The organism is Mycobacterium sp. TY814 (genome assembly GCF_030755175.1).
Lineage (GTDB): Bacteria > Actinomycetota > Actinomycetes > Mycobacteriales > Mycobacteriaceae > Mycobacterium.
Window position 1 is genome coordinate 97,243 of record NZ_JAUFRY010000003.1, and the last position, 18,662, is coordinate 115,904.

At 68.4% G+C, this 18,662-nt stretch carries 9 protein-coding genes; 4 read left to right on the forward strand and 5 right to left on the reverse strand.

Translation table 11 applies throughout. The features are described from left to right. Positions 1 to 82: 82 nt before the first annotated feature. On the reverse strand, positions 83 to 1,219 hold the full coding sequence (locus tag QXH22_RS21745; RefSeq protein ID WP_306276986.1) for an acyltransferase: 1,137 nt from the start codon (positions 1,217 to 1,219) through the stop codon (positions 83 to 85). After that, a complete protein-coding gene (locus tag QXH22_RS21750) occupies positions 1,216 to 2,934 on the reverse strand; it encodes a DEAD/DEAH box helicase (protein ID WP_306276987.1) in 1,719 nt (572 codons plus the stop codon). The genes QXH22_RS21745 and QXH22_RS21750 overlap by 4 nt, the downstream gene beginning before the upstream one ends. Before the next feature lie 72 nt (positions 2,935 to 3,006). Here QXH22_RS21750 and QXH22_RS21755 point away from each other — a divergent pair, with 72 nt between their 5' ends. Further along, positions 3,007 to 3,600, forward strand: a complete 594-nt coding sequence (locus tag QXH22_RS21755; RefSeq protein WP_306246416.1) for an LppP/LprE family lipoprotein — start codon at positions 3,007 to 3,009, stop codon at positions 3,598 to 3,600. A 10-nt stretch (positions 3,601 to 3,610) separates the two neighbouring features. Here QXH22_RS21755 and QXH22_RS21760 read toward each other — a convergent pair whose 3' ends face one another. Further along, a complete protein-coding gene (locus QXH22_RS21760) occupies positions 3,611 to 7,603 on the reverse strand; it encodes a PE family protein (RefSeq protein WP_306276988.1) in 3,993 nt (1,330 codons plus the stop codon). Between the two features lie 410 nt (positions 7,604 to 8,013). After that, positions 8,014 to 8,418: a hypothetical protein gene (locus QXH22_RS21765; RefSeq protein WP_306245354.1), complete on the reverse strand. Its 405-nt coding sequence runs from the start codon at positions 8,416 to 8,418 to the stop codon at positions 8,014 to 8,016. A gap of 160 nt (positions 8,419 to 8,578) precedes the next feature. Between QXH22_RS21765 and QXH22_RS21770 the strand changes: the two genes are divergently transcribed. Then, positions 8,579 to 11,989 (forward strand): TM0106 family RecB-like putative nuclease, encoded by a 3,411-nt coding sequence (locus QXH22_RS21770; RefSeq protein WP_306276989.1) that lies wholly within the window; start codon positions 8,579 to 8,581, stop codon positions 11,987 to 11,989. Between the two features lie 3 nt (positions 11,990 to 11,992). On the opposite strand, the gene QXH22_RS21775 is transcribed toward QXH22_RS21770, so the two are convergent. Then, a complete protein-coding gene (locus QXH22_RS21775) occupies positions 11,993 to 13,702 on the reverse strand; it encodes an MFS transporter (protein ID WP_306276990.1) in 1,710 nt (569 codons plus the stop codon). A gap of 196 nt (positions 13,703 to 13,898) precedes the next feature. Here QXH22_RS21775 and QXH22_RS21780 point away from each other — a divergent pair, with 196 nt between their 5' ends. Together QXH22_RS21780 and QXH22_RS21785 are read left to right on the forward strand one after the other, a co-directional pair. Then, positions 13,899 to 14,663 (forward strand): hypothetical protein, encoded by a 765-nt coding sequence (locus QXH22_RS21780; protein ID WP_306245359.1) that lies wholly within the window; start codon positions 13,899 to 13,901, stop codon positions 14,661 to 14,663. 193 nt (positions 14,664 to 14,856) lie between these two features. Then, positions 14,857 to 18,645, forward strand: a complete 3,789-nt coding sequence (locus tag QXH22_RS21785) for a multifunctional oxoglutarate decarboxylase/oxoglutarate dehydrogenase thiamine pyrophosphate-binding subunit/dihydrolipoyllysine-residue succinyltransferase subunit (RefSeq protein WP_306276991.1) — start codon at positions 14,857 to 14,859, stop codon at positions 18,643 to 18,645. Positions 18,646 to 18,662: the final 17 nt, after the last annotated feature.

Genomic DNA, 18,662 nt, shown 5'->3' on the forward strand with positions numbered 1-18,662 from the left:
GCAGAACTCTACGCGTGTCTGATACGTGGCTTAGCCGGAACACGAATGACTATGAAAACGCCAAGATTTCGCTGCGGCAGACCTATCGAACCCGGGTGAACCGGTGTAGCAGCCAGGCGAACGGGATGGTCACTACGACAGTGGCGACGAACAGGTTGAGCATGGGGCCGGTGTACACGTGCGCCCGGACGATGTACACCATCGCGAATTCCATTGTCATGAAGTGGATCAGGAAGATTTCGTAGGAGATCTCACCGAGCCACACCATCGGCCGGCTGGCCAGCACACGCGAGTACCAGCCGTGGTCACCTAGGGCCAGCGGCGCCACCGCCAGCGTGGCGATCACCGCGTAGAACCCCGTCTTCCACAGCGCTTCGGGCAGCGAAGCCGGCGACGTGGTGGGCGCGCCCGCAATCGGAGTGGAGACGATGAAGTAGCAGATCACCGCCAGCGGGATGGCTACGAACGCATAGCAGCGAGCCTCCATCTGCTGCAGCACGGTCAGCATCATGCCGCCCAAAAACCAGGCCAGATAAGTGGGTAGCCACAACCGTGCGCCGTCGGGGAAGAACCGGTCGATGTGCACCAGTACCAGCCAGCCCGGGCTGACCAGGGTCAGCGCCGCGAGCGCGGCGAGCACCAACTTCGGCTGCCACCGTCGCCGGCTGAGCAGCACCAGCAGCACGTAGGCGAGCAGCGGCAGCGTCACGTAAAAGGCCGCCTCGACCGCCAGGCTCCACATCTGGGTCAGGCCCTGGTGCAGGTACTTGCCGAGGTATCCGTCGGTGTAAATCTGTGTCAGGGTGAGGTTTCGGATCAGACCCAGCCACGTGTGCCCGGGATTGGGCCCCGCCTCGCGGTAGTGGTAGAGCACATACGCGGTCAGCACGGTGACGACGTAGGCGGGCATGATGCGGCGCACCCGGTTACGCGCGTAGCGCCTCAGCGATGGCCACGGGCTGCCGGTCGCTGCGGATTTGACCCACGGGCGAAACAGCAGATATCCGGACAGCACGAAGAAGATCGGCACGCCGATCTCCAAACGGGCGCCGACCAGCCCCCAATATCCGTGCGTGTATTTCCCGGTGGTGTAAGCCGCGTGGGTGCCGACCACCAGCAGTGCGGCGACAGCACGAACGCCGGTCAGCGAGGCAACCCGGTCGACGCCCGCGGTCTGCTCGAGGCCGCCTTGGGCGTCCTCGGCCTCCGACACCGTCATACGTCGCGCTTCCGGCTCGGCTTTCCTTTGCCGGCGGATTGCCGCGGGGTCCGGGCTTTATCGGAGCGCCGGTCCGGTCGCAGGTTGATCAGCACGCCCGAGATCCGGGTCTGTTCAAGCTTTTTCAGCGTGGCCCGGGGCAGCTTCGCCGGAAGTTCGACCATCGAGAAGTCCGGCCCGATGGCGATATGACCGAAATCGCTGCGGTGCAGGCCCCCCTCGTTGGCGATGGCGCCGACGATCGCGCCCGGGCCGATTCGGTGCCGCTTGCCCACGTCTACTCGGTAGGTGGTGAAAGCTTTTGTCGGCCTCGATCTTTCCGGCCGGTCGCGGGGCTCGTCGCGCTCCTTGCGGCGCTCCCGGCGCTCCGGCGGCGGATCCGGCGCCAGTAGGAATGCCTCACCGTCGCGGGACTGCAACGCCAGCGCCGCCGCGACATCGGCCATCGGCACGTCGTGTTCGCGTTCGTAGTCCTCTACCAGCCGGCGGAACAATTCGATGCCCGGGTTACCCAGCGTGTCGGTGATCGAGTCGGCGAATTTGGCCACGCGCTGGGCGTTGACGTCCTCGACGGTGGGCAACTCGGCCTCGGTCAGCGTCTGCCGCGTGGCCTTTTCGATCGCCTTGAGCAGGTGGCGCTCCCGCGGCGAGACGAACAGCAGCGCGCTGCCGGACCGTCCGGCCCGGCCGGTGCGCCCGATGCGGTGCACGTAGGACTCGGTGTCGTGCGGGATGTCGTAGTTGAGCACGTGCGAGATGCGCTCCACGTCCAGCCCGCGGGCGGCGACGTCGGTGGCGACCAGGATGTCGACACTGCCGTTCTTGAGCGCCGCGATCGTTCTCTCGCGCTGGCCCTGCGGGATGTCGCCGTTGATGGCCGCGGCGGAAAAGCCACGCGCGCGCAGCCTTTCGGCCACCTCCTCGGTGGCCTGTTTGGTGCGCACGAAGACGATCATCGCCTCGAACGGCTCGACCTCGAGCACCCGCGTCAGCGCGTCCATCTTGCGCGGGCCCGCCACCTGGATGTAGCGCTGCGAAATGTTCTCGGCAGTCGCCGTTTTCGCTTTGGCGGTGACTTCCAGCGGGTCGTGCAGATACTTGGCGGTGAGCTTGCGGATGGCCGGCGGCATGGTCGCCGAGAAGAGAGCAACCTGCTTGTATTCCGGTGTTTCGGACAGGATGCGGTCGACTTCTTCGGCGAAGCCCATCGTGAGCATCTCATCGGCCTCGTCGAGCACCAGGTAATCCACGCGCGACAGATCCAGCGTCCCGCGTTCCAGGTGGTCGATGACGCGCCCCGGGGTGCCGACCACAACCTGGGCGCCGCGCTTGAGCCCGGCCAGCTGCACCGCGTACGACGACCCGCCGTAGATCGGCAGCACGGTGAGGTGCCGCTGCGCGCCGTATCGGCTGAACGCCTCGGCCACCTGCAGGGCCAGCTCCCGGGTCGGCGCGAGCACCAACGCCTGGGTCGCCTTGCTGGTGGTGTCGATCTTGGACAGGATCGGCAGCGCGAACGCCGCCGTCTTGCCGGTGCCGGTCTGCGCCAGGCCCACCACGTCGGACCCGGCCATCAGCGCGGGAATCGTCGCCGCCTGGATACCCGTCGGGGATTCGTAGCCCACGGCAGCGATCGCGCGCACCACATCGGGGTGAATCTGCAGGTCGGCGAACGTCGTCACGGGCGTTTCGGGGGAGTTTTCCGGGTTTTCCATCAGGAGATGAAGTCTAGAGCGTGCGGTCCGGGCGGCCATGCCTGCCGCACCCGTGAGCCGGGTGACGGTACGGTGCCCGGTGTGTGGACCCTCCCCTTCCGTGCCGGGCCGCTGACGGTCGTGGCCGCCGTTGCGGCGGTGACGCTGACCGCGTGCGGCTCCGGGGACTCGACGGTCGCCAAAACGCCGCAGGCCACCAAACCCACCTCGGCCGCGATGACGGCAGGGCCCGCCGGCCCGCCGCCCGGCACGGCAGCCCCACCCAGTACCAGTGAGGCGCCGGCGGATCCGTGCGCGGTCAATCTCAGCTCGCCCACGATCGCCAAAGTCGTCTCGGAGCTGCCCCGCGACCCGCGCAGTCAACAGCCCTGGAATCCAGAACCGCTGGGCGGCAACTACAACGAGTGCGCGCAGCTGTCCGCGGTGATCATCAAAGCCAACACCAACGGCGACAGTCCGACCACCCGGGCGGTGCTGTTCCACCTCGGCAAGTTCATCCCGCAAGGCGTGCCGGACACCTACGGATTCAACGGCGTTGACGCGGCGCAGAGCACCGGTGACACCGTCGCGTTGACCTACGCCAGCGCGGTCGGTCTGCCGGCCACGGTGAAGTTCCGCTGGAATGGCAGTGGAGTGGAGATCATCGGCAACTCGTCGGGTCGCTGAGCATCAGGACCTACGGGATGTTGGGGGCGTCGGAGCCAGGTGTCCCGATGGAGCCGTCGGCGCCGCCGGTCCCTCCGGGCCCGCCCGCGTCGGCGACATAGACGCCGCCGGGAGTGTTCGTCGGGGTGGACTCGCCGCCGAGTCCGCCGATGCCCCCGGTGCCGGGGTGCAGGGTGTCGACATAGGTGCCACCGTTGCCGCCGGCACCGCCGTCGCCTCCCTGGGCGGTGGTGTCGGTAGAGGTGCCACCGCTGTCGGCGTAGACCTTGCCCCAACCGCCGTGGCCACCGTCGCCTCCCCTGGCCAAGCCATTGTTGAGGCCACCGTCACCGCCGTCACCGCCGATCGCGGTGCCATTGACAACCTGACCGGTGGGGTCAGCGGCATCGACATTGACCGACGTCCATCCGTCACCACCGTCGCCACCGTTTCCGCCATATCCGATGCCACCGTCACCGGCAGTCGCAGTACCGCTGACGATCGTGTTGTCCACACCGGTCACCTGGCCCCCGCCGCCGCGGCCGCCGGTTGCACCGGCGGTGGTAGCCGCGCCACCGTCGCCGCCGAAGGCGGTGCCGTCAGCCACTCCGCTACCGGTGGACAGCACCACCGCGTAGTTGCCGTTGCCGCCGTGGCCGCCGCCGCTGGCGTTACCACCATCGCCGCCATATGCGGACCCGGTTGCGTGACCACCGGATTGGCCGGTGTACCCGGCCTGGATCTCACCGGAGCTGCCGTTGCCGCCGATGCTGCCGGCGCCGGTGCCAGTACCCCCGGCGCCGCCCTTTCCGAGGCCGTCGGCGTAACCGTCGATGTAGGCGTTGGTATCGCCGATGCCGCCGTTGCCACCGACGCCGCCGTTGAGACCGTCACCGCCCGCGCCGCCGGTACCTATGCCGCTGGCGTGGCCGTTGGCACCCCACGCGTAGATGGCACCCTCCCCACCGGCACCGCCGGTGCCGCCGACAGTCGCATTGCCGCCGTCTCCGCCGTGGCCTGTGCCGCTGGCGCTGCTCCCCGGCGCGATGGCCTGTACGTCACCGTATCCGCCACTTCCCCCGGTGCCACCGGTGTCGCCGGCGCCGCCGTCGCCGCCGATCGCATGGCCGCCGGCCACGACACCGCCCTGTTCGGCCACGACGTCGGCGGCGCCGCCACCGCCTCCGGTGCCGCCGCCGGTGCCGAGCCCGGCGTTGCCGCCCACAGCCGTGCTACCGGCGACGCTGCTACCGACACCATCGGCGGTGATGCTGGCGTTACCACCCATCGCGGTCGTGCTGTTCTGCCCACCGGTGGCCCCGCTTGCCGAGATGGTGCCCCCGTTGGTGGCGCTCACCGTCGCCGCCGTCCCGATCTGCCCGCCCACCGCGTCACCGCCGGCAGCAGTGCTGTCGAGGACCGTGCCATTGACCGCCAGCACCTGACCCGTCCCACCGGAAACAGCGGACGTGGAATCACCACCGGTAGCGGTACTGCCGGTGATCACCCCACCGCTACCGGCATCACCGAACGTCCCGGAGAACACATAACCCTGACCACCCAAAGCACCCACACCGCTGCTCGAGTCACCACCGACACCCCCAGTGGCGACACTGTCGGTGGCGATGCTGCCCGTCGCATTGGCCACGATCCTGCCCTGACCCCCCGACCCACCGGTGCCACCGGAAGTCCCCGCACCACCATTGCCGCCGGTCGCCGTCCCACTGGCCTGACTGTTCTGACCGAACGCCTGCACATTGCCGATCGTGCCGTTACCACCGTGACTGCCCACACCGGTACCAGTGCCACCATCGCCACTTTGACCCGTACCGCCGGCATAAGCACCGGCATTGAAGGCACCTACCTGACCGCTACTGCCGTTGCCACCGACACCACCGAGCACACCGGCACCACCGTCCCCGCCTAAGCCACTGCCGTCGGCCACCGCACCGATACCACCGGCGACCACACTTCCGATACCGCCGTTACCGCCATGGCCACCACCGCTCGCATCACCACCGGCACCGCCGGTGCCAAACCCGCTGGCCGCCCCACCATCACCGCCAATACCCGGCCGCACAAAGCCACCCTGGATATTGCCGCTACCACCGTTGCCACCCACACTGCCCACACCATCGGCATCGCCACCCTGGCCACCCAGGCCCTCACCCGACGCGCTGCCACCAGCACCACCCTGCAAACCAGCACTGACCTCCGAAGCACCACCATGACCACCCACACCACCATTGACCCCGCCACCACCGGCACCACCAGTCGCGGTCGCATCCAACACCGACCCACCCAGGTCGGCCACCATATTGGCGTCACCACCCGCACCGCCGGTGCCGCCGCTGACACCGCCAGCGCCGCCGGCGCCACCGCGAGCACCGCTGTCGGCGGACACGATGCTGCCCGCGCCGTCTGCCGATACCGTGCCCGCACCGCCGGTACCACCGACTCCGCCCGCGGCGGCGGTGGTACCAGCCCCACCGACCCCACCTTGACCACCATGTGCCGTGCCGAGGACGCTGCCGCCGTTGGTTTGCTGGACGAGGGCGCCGCCGCCTCCGCCGCCACCACCGCCGCCGTAGCCGGCCTGCGTGACAGTGCCCGCAGCTCCTGTCCCACCGGTCCCGCCGGCACCCTCGGTCGCACCGACCCCGAGGGCGAAGCCGTCGCCGCCTGCGCCGCCTTTGCCGCCGGCGCCGAACGCGCCGCCGTCGGTTCCGATACCACCCATTCCTCCGGTGCCGCCCGCGCCACCTGCCTGCGCGACGCCGCCGACGACACCGTTCCCGGCGCCGCCCCTGCCACCGACACCACCCGTGCCGCCGGCACCGCCGCCGGTGCCATTGATGCCGTGACCACCCGTCCCGCCGGTGCCACCAGTACCACCAGCGGTACCGCCGCCGGGTAAGGCCGCGAGCTGACCAGCACCCCCAGCCCCGCCCGTGCCGCCGGTACCGCCCACACCCGCACCGCCGGCAGCGCCGTCGGTTCCGAAGAAGGCCGCAGACCCCCCTGCTCCGCCGACACCTGCGTCACCACCGGCCCCGGCGTGCCCACCGGTACCGCCGGCCATGCCGATCCCGGCGCCACCGGTACCGCCGGCGCCGCCCATGCCGCCACTGCCTCCTGCGCCGCCGGCTCCTGCAGCGGACATCAGGCCCCAGCTACTACCGCCGGCACCGCCAGTACCGCCAATCCCCCCAGCGCCGCCGGCTTCCCCGGTAGCGCCGGCGAGCGTCGCATCGGCGCCGGTGTAACCGGTACCGCCGGTCCCTCCGCCGCCGCCCTGTCCTGCCGCCCAACCGAACGGCGCTCTGCTGGTACCACCGACACCCCCGGTACCGCCGGCACCGCCGGCGAATGTGGGTCCGCCGACGCCGCCGACGCCGCCCGCACCGCCGGCACCGCCGAGGCCGCCCAACCAGCCGCCGGCGCCACCGTGACCACCGACGCCACCGGCCGCACCCGCGGCACCTACCCCGCCGGCCCCGCCCGCACCGCCATTGCCGAACAGACCGGCATCACCGCCGGCACCACCCGCGCCGCCGCCGGCCGTCCCGGACCCGCCGCTACCCCCATTGCCCCAGAGGATCCCGCCTGCTCCACCCGCCTGGCCGGTCCCAGCCGCGCCGTTGGCGCCGTCACCGATCAAAGGCCGACCCAAAAAAGCATTGGTGGGTGCATTGATAAGCCCCAGGATGTTCTGCTCCAGCGTCTGCAGCGGCGTAGCGGCAGCGGCATCTGCGGCGCCATACATCAACCCGCCCGAGGTCAAGGCGCGCACGAACTGGTCGTGGTAGGCCGCAACTTGGGAACCTAACGCCTGATATTCCAGGCCATGACCGCCGAATAACGCGGCAATCGCCGCGGAGATCTCGTCCTCAGCAGCGGCCATCAGCTCGGTCGTGGCGCCGGCAGCGGCGGCATTGGCTGCGCGGATTGACGATCCCAAACCTGCCAAATTCGTGGACGCCGCAGCCAGCTCAGCCGGAACAACCAACACAAAAGACGACATCGGAGGCCCCCTAGGTAACCGACGGGGGAATCCCCGAATCCCCCACTAGATTCGGGAACATTACGCGCCGCATTTTCCTTTTCCAACGAATTTATACAAACTTGACTGAATCAATTTTGGAGCGCCAAATCCGTTCGGCCGCAATGTAGTTACATCTCCGCGGCACAGGAAATTCACGCTTCCGAAAATTAGCCCGGCAAATATTTAAGCCTGCTTAAATTAATAGTTAAACAGGGTTAATAGTCACCTAGGGCATCACACGATTTGTGCCAGCGGCCAACGGCAGACGAGCACCCTCGACCCAGCCGTCCGACGACCCGCGGCAGGACACCGCACAACGAGAGAGGCCCGCCGAAGCGGGCCTCTCACGTCTCTCTCCTTCCAGCCTTTCCAGCAGGTCATTCCGGGGTCTACGGGAGATTCGCGCCGTTCGGAGCAACGATGATCGTTCCATCCAGGTTCTGGTGGACGGTGGCGTCGATGTTCGCCGCACCACCGGCCCCGCCGAGGACACCGGTGCCGTTGCCGCCGTGGCCGCCGGTGGCGATGGTGTTGTTCGCTGACGGGAATGGAGCGGTCCCGGCAGGGAGCGTCGCCGAGATGTGGCCGAGACCGCCCGTGCCGCCAGTGCCGCCGACGTTGATGCCACTGCCGCCGGCACCGCCGGTCGCCGCTGCGCCGGAGGCGGAGGTGTTGTCACCCAGCGCGAAGATCTTGCCGTCTCCGCCGGTACCGCCTCCGCTGGCGGCGCCACCGTCACCACCCGTCGGGTGTGGGACGACGGTGACAGTGCCCCGGCGAAATGGCCCACCCAACCGAGAATTTCGTTTCGCGGATATTTGCGCTCAATTAAAAATGAATTAATTAACGCGCCGGGAAATTCCTCAACGCTTCGACCGCGGGGCGGCCGGTTGCTATGACTGGCGGGCCCCTGCCGCCGTCGCACTGTCACACCCCTCGCCTACCGTTGCACCTGTGTTCGTCTCGGCCGGCACCATCGTCTACAGCGCATCGGATCTCGCGTCCGCGGCGCGGTGCGAGTACGCCCTGCTGCGCGATTTCGACGCCAAACTCGGCCGCGGCCCCGCCGTGGCGGTGGAGGACGAATTGCTGGCCCGCACGGCGGTTCTCGGCGGCGACCACGAGCGCCGCCGGCTGGACCGGCTGCGCGCTCAGTTCGGCGACGAGGTCGCCGTCATCGGCCGGCCCGCCTACACTCACGCCGGCCTGACGGCCGCAGCCGAGGCAACCAGGCGCGCCATCGCCGCCGGCGCCCCGGTCGTCTATCAGGCAGCCATGTTCGACGGCCGGTTCGTCGGTTTCGCCGACTTCCTTGTCCGCGACGGCGAGCGGTATCGCGTCACCGACACCAAGCTGGCCCGGTCGCCCAAAGTGACCGCGCTGTTGCAGCTGGCGGCATACGCCGACGCGCTCAGCGCGGCGGATGTCGCGATAGCCCCTGAGGCCGAACTGGAACTCGGCGACGGCACGGTGGTCCGCTATCGCCTGAGTGACCTGATTCCGGTCTACCGGACGCAGCGCGCACAGCTGCAGCAGCTGCTGGACGAGCATCACGCCACCGGTCGCGCGGTGCGCTGGGAGGACTCCGGAGTGCAGGCCTGCTTCCGCTGCCCCCTGTGCACCGAACAGCTGCGCGCCGTCGAGGACCTGCTACTGGTCGCCGGCATGCGAGTCACCCAGCGCGAGAAGCTTATTGACGCCGGCATCACCACCATCGGCGAGCTGGCCGACCACGATCGACCGGTCCCGGGCCTGAGCCCGCAAGCTCTCGGCACGCTGACCGCTCAGGCCAAAATGCAGATGCGGCAACGCGATAGCGGTACCGCGCAGTTCGAGGTGGCCGACCCGCAGCCGCTGGCACTGTTGCCGGAACCGAACCCGGGCGACCTCTTCTTCGACTTCGAAGGCGACCCCCTGTGGACCACCGACGGCAACCAGTGGGGGTTGGAGTACCTGTTCGGCGTCCTGGAAGCGGGGCCGGCCGGCACGTTCCGTCCGCTGTGGGCGCACAACCGCATCGACGAGCGCGCGGCGCTGAAGCAGTTCCTGGCGCTGGTGGCCAAACGCCGCAAGCGCTATCCCGACATGCACATCTACCACTACGCGGCCTACGAGAAGACGGCGTTACTGCGCCTGGCCGGCCGCTACGGTGTCGGCGAGGACGAGGTCGACGACCTGTTGCGCAACGGGGTACTCGTGGACCTGTATCCCCTGGTGCGCAAGAGCATTCGGGTCGGCGCCGAAAGCCTCAGCCTGAAGGCCCTGGAGCCGCTCTACATGGGCTCCCAGTTGCGTTCGGGTGATGTCACCACCGCCACCGACTCGATCACCTGCTATGCACGGTACTGCGAGCTGGTGGCCGGCGGCCGTACGGACGAGGCGGCGACGGTGCTCAAGGAGATCGAGGAGTACAACCACTACGACTGCCTGTCCACCCGCAAGCTCCGGGACTGGTTGTTGATGCTGGCCTGGGAGTCGGGCGTCACCCCGATCGGCGTGCAGCCGGTCACCGGGCGGGACACCATCAAAGACCACGACCAGCTGGCGGTGACATTGGCGAAGTTCACCGGTGACGCCGCTGCCGACGACCGCACGCCTGAGCAGACAGCGGTCGCCCTGATCGCCGCCGCCCGGGGATACCACCAGCGCGAGGACAAGCCGTTCTGGTGGTCGCACTTCGACCGGCTGAACTACCCGCTCGACGAATGGTCGAACAACACAGACGTTTTCGTCGTCGAGTCCGCCTCCGTGGTCGCCGACTGGCACACACCGCCGCGGGCCCGCAAGCCACAGCGCCGGCTGCAGCTGCAGGGAGAGCTGGCCCGGGGTGATCTGAATCCAGAGATGTTCGCGCTCTACGAACCGCCGGCTCCGGCCGGCATGGCTGAGGATCCCGACCGCCGGGGCGCCGGGCGCGCCCAGGTCATCGGTGTGGACGACCCCAGCCTGCCCGCCACAGTGACGATCCTGGAACGAACGGGCAAGGACGGCAACACCTTCGACCAGGTTCCCGTCGCCCTGACACCCGGACCGCCGGTGAAGACGACCGCGATGCGCGAGTCCATCGCGTCGACCGCGCACGCCGTCGCCACCGCACTGCCCACCCTGCCCCGCACAGCCCTGACCGACCTGCTGCTGCGGCGCCCGCCACGCACGCGTGGGGCCGGCGCTCTGCCGCGCAGCGGCGACTCCGTCGCCGACATCACGGCCGCGACGCTGAGCCTCGATTCGTCCTACCTGGCGGTGCACGGTCCACCCGGTACCGGCAAGACACACACCGCCGCCCGGGTGATCAAGACTCTGGTCACCGAACACCATTGGCGTGTCGGCGTGGTAGCGCAGTCACACGCGGCGGTGGAAAACGTGCTGGACTGCGTGATCGACGCCGGTCTGGAACCCGCCGTGGTCGCCAAGAAGAGCAACGATCACGCCGCCGCGCGCTGGCAGGAAATCGACGCCAGCCGGTATCCGGCTTTCATCGCCGACCATGCGGGCTGCGTAATCGGCGGCACCGCATGGGATTTCGCCAATGCGCAGCGGGTAGAGCCGGGCTGCCTGGACCTGCTGGTGATCGACGAGGCGGGCCAGTTCTGCCTGGCCAACACCATCGCCGTCGCGCCGTCGGCCACCAACCTGTTACTGCTCGGCGATCCGCAGCAACTGCCGCAGGTCAGTCAGGGCACTCACCCGGAGAAAGTGGATATCTCCGCGCTGGAATGGCTCGTCGACGGACAGCAGACGCTGCCCGACGAGCGCGGGTACTTCCTGGACCTGTCCTACCGCATGCATCCGGATGTGTGCGCCGCGGTCTCGGCGTTGTCCTACGAAGGCCGGCTGCGATCGCACGCCGAACGCACCACCGCGCGACGCCTGGCCGACTACGAGCCCGGCGTGCACGTATTTCCTGTTCGCCACCAAGGCAATTCGATCGACAGCCCGCAGGAGGCGGCCGCCATCGTGGCCGAGATAAGGCGCATGCTAGGCCGCCCGTGGACCGACGAGCACGGCACGCGGCCGCTGGCCGCCGCGGATGTGCTGGTGCTGGCGCCGTACAACGCCCAGGTGACCCTGATCCGTCACCAGCTCTCGGAGGCCGGTCTGCCGGGGGTCCGGGTCGGCACCGTCGACAAATTTCAGGGCGGGCAGGCACCGGTCGTCTTCATCTCCATGACGGCGTCCTCGATTGACGAGGTACCGCGCGGCATCTCATTCCTGCTCAACCGCAACCGGCTCAACGTGGCGATCAGCCGGGCGCAGTACGCGGCGGTGATCGTGCGATCGGAGTTGCTGACGCAGTACCTGCCCGCAACCCCGGCCGGCCTGGTGGACCTGGGCGCGTTCCTGGCGCTCACCGGCGGGCGGTGACGGTCAGACTCGGCCGGCGACCGGGTCGTCGGGATCGGACTGGGGCGAATACTCGGCCCCCGGGCGCACACGAACCCGGGAAGCGCCGTTGCGGCGGGGAACTGCGACCAGCGGCTGGGTGTTGACGTCGTAGGCAGAGTCCGGCTCCCGGCGAAGGATGTATTCGACGTAACCGTCGTCGTCGTCCAGGTCGTCGTCCGACTCGTCGGCCAGCGCGTAGCCGGCCAGGTCGTCCACTTCGCGCCGGCTCAGAGCCGAACTCACCGCGCCGACCAGGAACAGCGACGCGACGATCCCGAACAGAGCGATGAACGCAGGCAACAGCATCGACTGTGACATCGCAGCCGAAAAGGGCTCCCGCACGAAAGAGGGCAGCTGCAGGGCCGCCTCCTCTCCGTTCGATACACCCGCGCCCCCCGGCATCTCGGCGTTGATCCGCCACGTCATGAACGCGGCCATGCCCGCGCTGCCCAGCACCGCGCCCAGCTGCCTGGTCGCGTTGTAGACGCCTGAGCCGGCGCCGGCCTGCTCGATCGGCAGATTTCGGGTGGCGGTGGCGGCCAGCGGTGACCAGACGAACGCCATGCCCACCCCGATACCGACGAACGGCAACACCAGCCGCCAGACCGGGGTGCCCGGCTCCAGCTCCATCGCGAGCCACGTCATCGAGATCGCCAGCGCCGAAAACCCGAAACCCAGCACCGGCACCGGGTGCACCCTGTCGATGATGAGCCCGACGAGCGGCGCGAGCAGGCCGCTGCTGATCGCCACCGGCGCGATCAGCAGGGCAGAGCGCGTCGGAGACAAGCCGCACACCGACTGGGCGTAGAAGGTGAGCGGCAGCATCATCGCGGTCGTCGCGAACGAGATGATGGCCACTCCGATGTTGCACAGGCTGAAGTCCCGGTCGGCGAACATGTTCAGCGGCACCAGCGGTGCCCGCCGGTTGACCGACTGCCAGTAGATGAATGCCGTCATGAACCCGACGCCGGCGACCAGCACTGCCCAGATCCACGGCTTCCAGTCCGCCGATTCACCTTCCTGCAGCCCGAACACCAGCAGGAACATCCCCACGCCGGACAGCGCGACGCCGATCAGGTCGAAGCGCTGCGTGCGGAAGGGCAGGACCGGAATCAGCCAGATCGCCAGCGCCAGCGCGACCACGCCGACCGGCACATTGACGAAGAAGATCCACTGCCAGCCCAGGCCGTCGACCAGCGTCCCCCCGGCCAGCGGGCCGACCAGGCTGGCGACACCGGCCGTGGCCCCCCACATGCTCATCGCGGAGCCGCGGTGGTTCGCCGGGAAAATCCGGGTCAGCATCGACAGCGTCTGCGGGGTGAGCAGCCCGGCCCCCACCCCCTGCACCACGCGGGCCGCGATCAACATCGCCGCACTGCCGGAAAGTCCGCACCACACCGATGCGAAGGTGAAGACCACCAGGCCGATCACATAGAGGTTCTTGGGGCCGTACCGGTCGCCCAGTCGGCCGGCGACCAGCAACACCACCGCGTAGCCCAGCAGGTAGGCGCTGGTCACCCAGACCACCGTGGCGTATCCGATATGCAGCGCGGTCATGATCGTCGGATTGGCCACCGCGACGATCGTCGAGTCGAGCATGATCATGAAGAAGCCGAGCATCATCGCCCACAGCGCCGCCCAGGGGCTTCCGGAAAGGCTGTCCCCGGCCACCCGGCTCGTCGCCGTGCTCATCAATCGCACCTCGTTTCGGCTCCCGCATCGGGTCACGCGAAGTCCAGCCCGCATTATTCCCGCTGCGTTACCCGCCATGCTCTCCGGCCACGGCGGAGCAGGGCCGACGGCAGGATTATGTGAAGCTTTTCTGCCCGGCACTCATCTTGCGGGACGCGCGTTAGCCTGAAGAGACGCCGTCCCGAAGAGAGGCACTATGAGCGCTCGACGAAACAAGTCGGTACCGGACCAGCAGGCAGCCGAAAACGGAGGTTCCGGAGGCCGGCCGAAGGCATCCAGCAGGGCATTGGCCCAGATCATCGAACGCAGTTCGCGCATCCAGGGCCCGGCCGCCGAGGCGTATGTGGCACGTCTGCGCCGCGCGCACCCGGGCGCCAGCCCGGCCGAGATCGTGACCAAGCTGGAGAAGCGCTTCGTGGCCGCGGTGACGGCCAGCGGCGCGGCGGTGGGTGCCGCCGCGACGTTGCCCGGAATCGGCACCATCGCCGCGCTGTCGGCAGCGGCCGGCGAGACCGCGGTGTTCCTGGAAGCCACCGCGCTGCTGGTGCTGGCGCTGGCCACGGTGTACGGCATCCCTCTCGACCATCGGGAGCGGCGCCGCGCCCTGGTGCTGGCCGTGCTGGTCGGCGACAACAGCAAGGCCGCCGTGGCACAGGTGATCGGCGGCGGGCGGACCAGCGGGGGCTGGGTGTCGGAGAGCATGGCCTCGCTGCCGCTGCCGGCCGTATCGAAGCTGAACAACAGCCTGCTCAAGCGCTTCGTCAAGCGGTTCGCGCTCAAGCGGGGCGCCCTGATGTTCGGCAAGCTGCTGCCCGTCGGCATCGGAGCGATCATCGGCGCCATCGGCAACCGGATGGTGGGCAAGAAGCTGGTCCGCAATTCACGCTCGGCCTTCGGCCCGGCGCCGGAGCGGTGGCCCGTCACCCTGCATGTGCTGCCGCCCGTCCGGGATGCCAGCTGAACCGGATGCCGGCTAAAGCGCTTGGTCTCTCTCGCGGATCGCGGGCAAAGCGCTAGCCTTTATGGGTCAGAAACGGTCGGTACCCTTCACCGACCACCGAGGGGTGTGAGGCGCCCCGCCACCCGGGGCGCCAGGAGTGGCAGGCGTTCGCCAAAACGCTTGCAGGACACAAGAATTGAGGCGAACAGCGGCCGTGGCCAACATAAGTTCTCCATTCGGGCAAAACGAGTGGCTGGTCGAAGAGATGTACCGCAAGTTCCGCGACGACCCCTCCTCGGTCGACGAGAGCTGGCACGAGTTCCTGGTTGACTACAACCCCGAGCCGTCGGGCGAGGCGGGCCAGGACGGTCCCACGGCCACCAAGACCAAGCCCGCCGAGGCCAAGCCCGCCCCCGCCAAGCCGGCGCCAGCAGCTCCGGCCAAGCCGGCGGCCGCCGCACCCGCGGAAACCAAGCCGGCAGCACCGGCGAAGCCCGCCCCGGAGCCGGTCAAGCCGGCCAAATCCACCGCCGCCGGCGCATCCGGAAACGGCGCACCCGCGCCGGCCCCGGCAGCCCCGAAGGCCGCACCTCCCCCGCCCGCCGAAGGTGACGAGGTGCAGGTGCTGCGCGGCGCGGCCGCGGCCGTCGTCAAGAACATGTCAGCGTCGCTGGAGGTGCCGACGGCGACCAGCGTGCGGGCCATTCCGGCCAAGCTGCTGATCGACAACCGGATCGTCATCAACAACCAGCTCAAGCGGACCCGCGGCGGCAAGATCTCGTTCACCCACCTGCTGGGCTATGCGCTGGTGCAGGCGGTCAAGCAGTTCCCGAACATGAACCGGCACTACACCGAGGTCGACGGTAAGCCGAACGCCGTCACCCCGGCGCACACCAACCTGGGCCTGGCGATCGACCTGCAGGGCAAGGACGGCAAGCGTGCCCTGGTGGTGGCCGGCATCAAGCGCTGCGAAGAACTGCGCTTCGCCGAGTTCGTCTCGGCCTACGAAGACATCGTGCGCCGGGCCCGCGACGGCAAGCTCACCGCCGAAGACTTTGGCGGCGTGACGATTTCGCTGACCAACCCCGGCACCATCGGCACCGTGCACTCGGTGCCGCGGTTGATGTCCGGCCAGGGCGCGATCATCGGCGTCGGTGCCATGGAATACCCCGCCGAGTTCCAGGGCGCCAGCGAGGAGCGCATCGCCGAACTGGGCATCGGCAAGCTGATCACGCTGACCTCGACCTATGACCACCGCATCATCCAGGGCGCCGAGTCCGGCGACTTCCTGCGGACGATCCACCAGATGCTGCTCTCGGACGACTTCTGGGACGAGATCTTCCACGAGCTGAGCATCCCGTACCTGCCGGTGCGCTGGAGCACCGACAACCCGGACTCGATCGTCGACAAGAACGCCCGCGTGATGAACCTGATCGCGGCGTACCGCAACCGCGGCCACCTGATGGCCGACACCGACCCGCTGCGGCTGGACAAGACCCGGTTCCGCAGCCACCCCGACCTCGAGGTGCTGACCCACGGCCTGACCCTGTGGGACCTCGACCGGGTGTTCAAGGTCAGCGGGTTCGCCGGTGCGGAGTACAAGAAACTGCGCGACGTGCTGGGCCTGCTGCGCGACGCGTACTGCCGCCACATCGGTGTGGAGTACACCCACATCCTCGACCCCGAGCAACTGCGCTGGCTGGAAGAGCGGGTCGAGACCAAACACGTCAAACCGACTGTGGCACAACAGAAGTACATCCTGAGCCGGCTCAACGCCGCCGAGGCCTTCGAGACGTTCCTGCAGACCAAGTACGTGGGCCAGAAGCGCTTCTCGCTCGAAGGCGCCGAAAGCGTCATCCCGATGATGGACGCCGCGATCGACCAGTGCGCCGAGCACGGCCTGGACGAGGTGGTTATCGGGATGCCGCACCGCGGCCGGCTCAACGTGCTGGCCAACATCGTCGGCAAGCCGTACTCGCAGATCTTCAGCGAGTTCGAGGGCAACCTGAACCCGTCGCAGGCGCACGGCTCCGGTGACGTGAAGTACCACCTGGGCGCCACCGGCGTGTACCTGCAGATGTTCGGCGACAACGACATTCAGGTGTCGCTGACGGCCAATCCGTCCCACCTGGAAGCCGTCGACCCGGTGCTGGAAGGTCTGGTGCGCGCCAAGCAGGACCTGCTCAACCACGGCGACACCGACAGCGAGGGCGAGAAGGCCTTCTCGGTGGTGCCGATGATGCTGCACGGCGATGCGGCGTTCGCCGGCCAGGGTGTCGTGGCCGAGACGCTGAACCTGGCGCACCTGCCCGGCTACCGGGTCGGCGGCACCATCCACATCATCGTCAACAACCAGATCGGATTCACCACCGCACCGGAGTACTCGCGGTCCAGCGAGTACTGCACCGACGTCGCCAAGATGATCGGCGCGCCGATCTTCCACGTCAACGGCGACGACCCGGAGGCGTGCGTGTGGGTGGCCCAGCTGGCCGTCGACTTCCGGCAGCGGTTCCACAAGGACGTCATCATCGACATGCTCTGCTACCGGCGGCGCGGTCACAACGAGGGCGACGACCCGTCGATGACCAACCCGTACATGTACGACGTCGTCGACAACAAGCGCGGCGTGCGCAAGAGCTACACCGAAGCCCTGATCGGCCGTGGCGACATCTCGCTCAAAGAGGCCGAGGACGCGCTGCGCGACTACCAGGGTCAGCTGGAACGGGTGTTCAACGAGGTCAAGGAGCTGGAGAAGCACGGCGCCCAGCCCAGCGAATCGGTCGAGTCGCTGCAGATGATTCCGGCCGGCCTGGACACCTCGGTGGACAAGGCGCTGCTGGCCCGCATCGGCGACGCGTTCAAGGCGCTGCCCGAAGGTTTCACCGCGCATCCGCGGGTGCAGCCGGTGCTGGACAAGCGCCGCGAGATGGCCTACGAGGGCAAGATCGACTGGGCCTTCGGCGAGCTACTGGCACTCGGTTCGCTGGTGGCCGAGGGCAAGCTGGTGCGGTTCTCCGGCCAGGACACCCGCCGCGGCACCTTCTCCCAGCGGCACTCGGTGATCATCGATCGCAGCAACGGCGCGGAGTTCACCCCGCTGCAGCTGCTGGCGGTGAACAAGGACGGCACCCCCACCGGCGGCAAGTTCCTGGTCTACGACTCGCCGCTGTCGGAGTACGCCGCGGTGGGCTTCGAATACGGCTACACCGTGGGCAACCCGGACGCCGTGGTGCTGTGGGAGGCGCAGTTCGGCGACTTCGTCAACGGCGCCCAGTCCATCATCGACGAGTTCATCAGCTCCGGTGAAGCGAAGTGGGGCCAGTTGTCGACGGTGGTGCTGCTGCTGCCGCACGGGCACGAGGGCCAGGGTCCCGACCACACCTCGGGGCGCATCGAACGCTTCCTGCAGTTGTGGGCGGAGGGTTCGATGACGATCGCCATGCCGTCGACCCCGGCCAACTACTTCCACCTGCTGCGCCGCCACGCCCTGGACGGTGTCAAGCGGCCGCTGATCGTGTTCACGCCGAAGTCGATGTTGCGCAACAAGGCCGCGGTCAGCGACATCAAGGAGTTCACCGAGATGAAGTTCCGCTCGGTGATCGAGGAACCGACTTACGACGAAGGCGACGGCGACCGGAGCAAGGTCAGCCGGATCCTGATGACCAGCGGCAAGCTCTATTACGAGCTGGCCGCCCGCAAGGCCAAGGACAAGCGCGACGACGTGGCGATCGTGCGTCTCGAGCAGCTCGCCCCACTGCCGCGACGCCGGCTCGACGAGACGCTGAACCGGTACCCCAACGTCAAGCAGTACTTCTGGGTGCAGGAGGAGCCGGCCAACCAGGGCGCCTGGCCGTCGCTGGGGCTGACCCTGCCGGAGGTGCTGCCGGAGCGGCTCAGCGGGATCAAGCGGATCTCGCGGCGGGCGATGTCGGCGCCGTCGTCGGGCTCATCGAAGGTGCATGCTGTGGAGCAGCAGGAGATCATCGACACCGCGTTCGCGTAGCGGCGCGTGGGGGGGCC

What these genes read in the sequence shown, in the direction of transcription:
- QXH22_RS21760 (WP_306276988.1), bottom strand. Translation starts at nt 7,603, where the DNA reads ATGTCGTCTTTTGTGTTGGTTGTTCCGGCTGAGCTGGCTGCGGCGTCC.
- QXH22_RS21750 (WP_306276987.1), bottom strand. Translation starts at nt 2,934, where the DNA reads ATGGAAAACCCGGAAAACTCCCCCGAAACGCCCGTGACGACGTTCGCC.
- QXH22_RS21745 (WP_306276986.1), bottom strand. Translation starts at nt 1,219, where the DNA reads ATGACGGTGTCGGAGGCCGAGGACGCCCAAGGCGGCCTCGAGCAGACC.
- QXH22_RS21780 (WP_306245359.1), top strand. Translation starts at nt 13,899, where the DNA reads ATGAGCGCTCGACGAAACAAGTCGGTACCGGACCAGCAGGCAGCCGAA.
- QXH22_RS21775 (WP_306276990.1), bottom strand. Translation starts at nt 13,702, where the DNA reads ATGAGCACGGCGACGAGCCGGGTGGCCGGGGACAGCCTTTCCGGAAGC.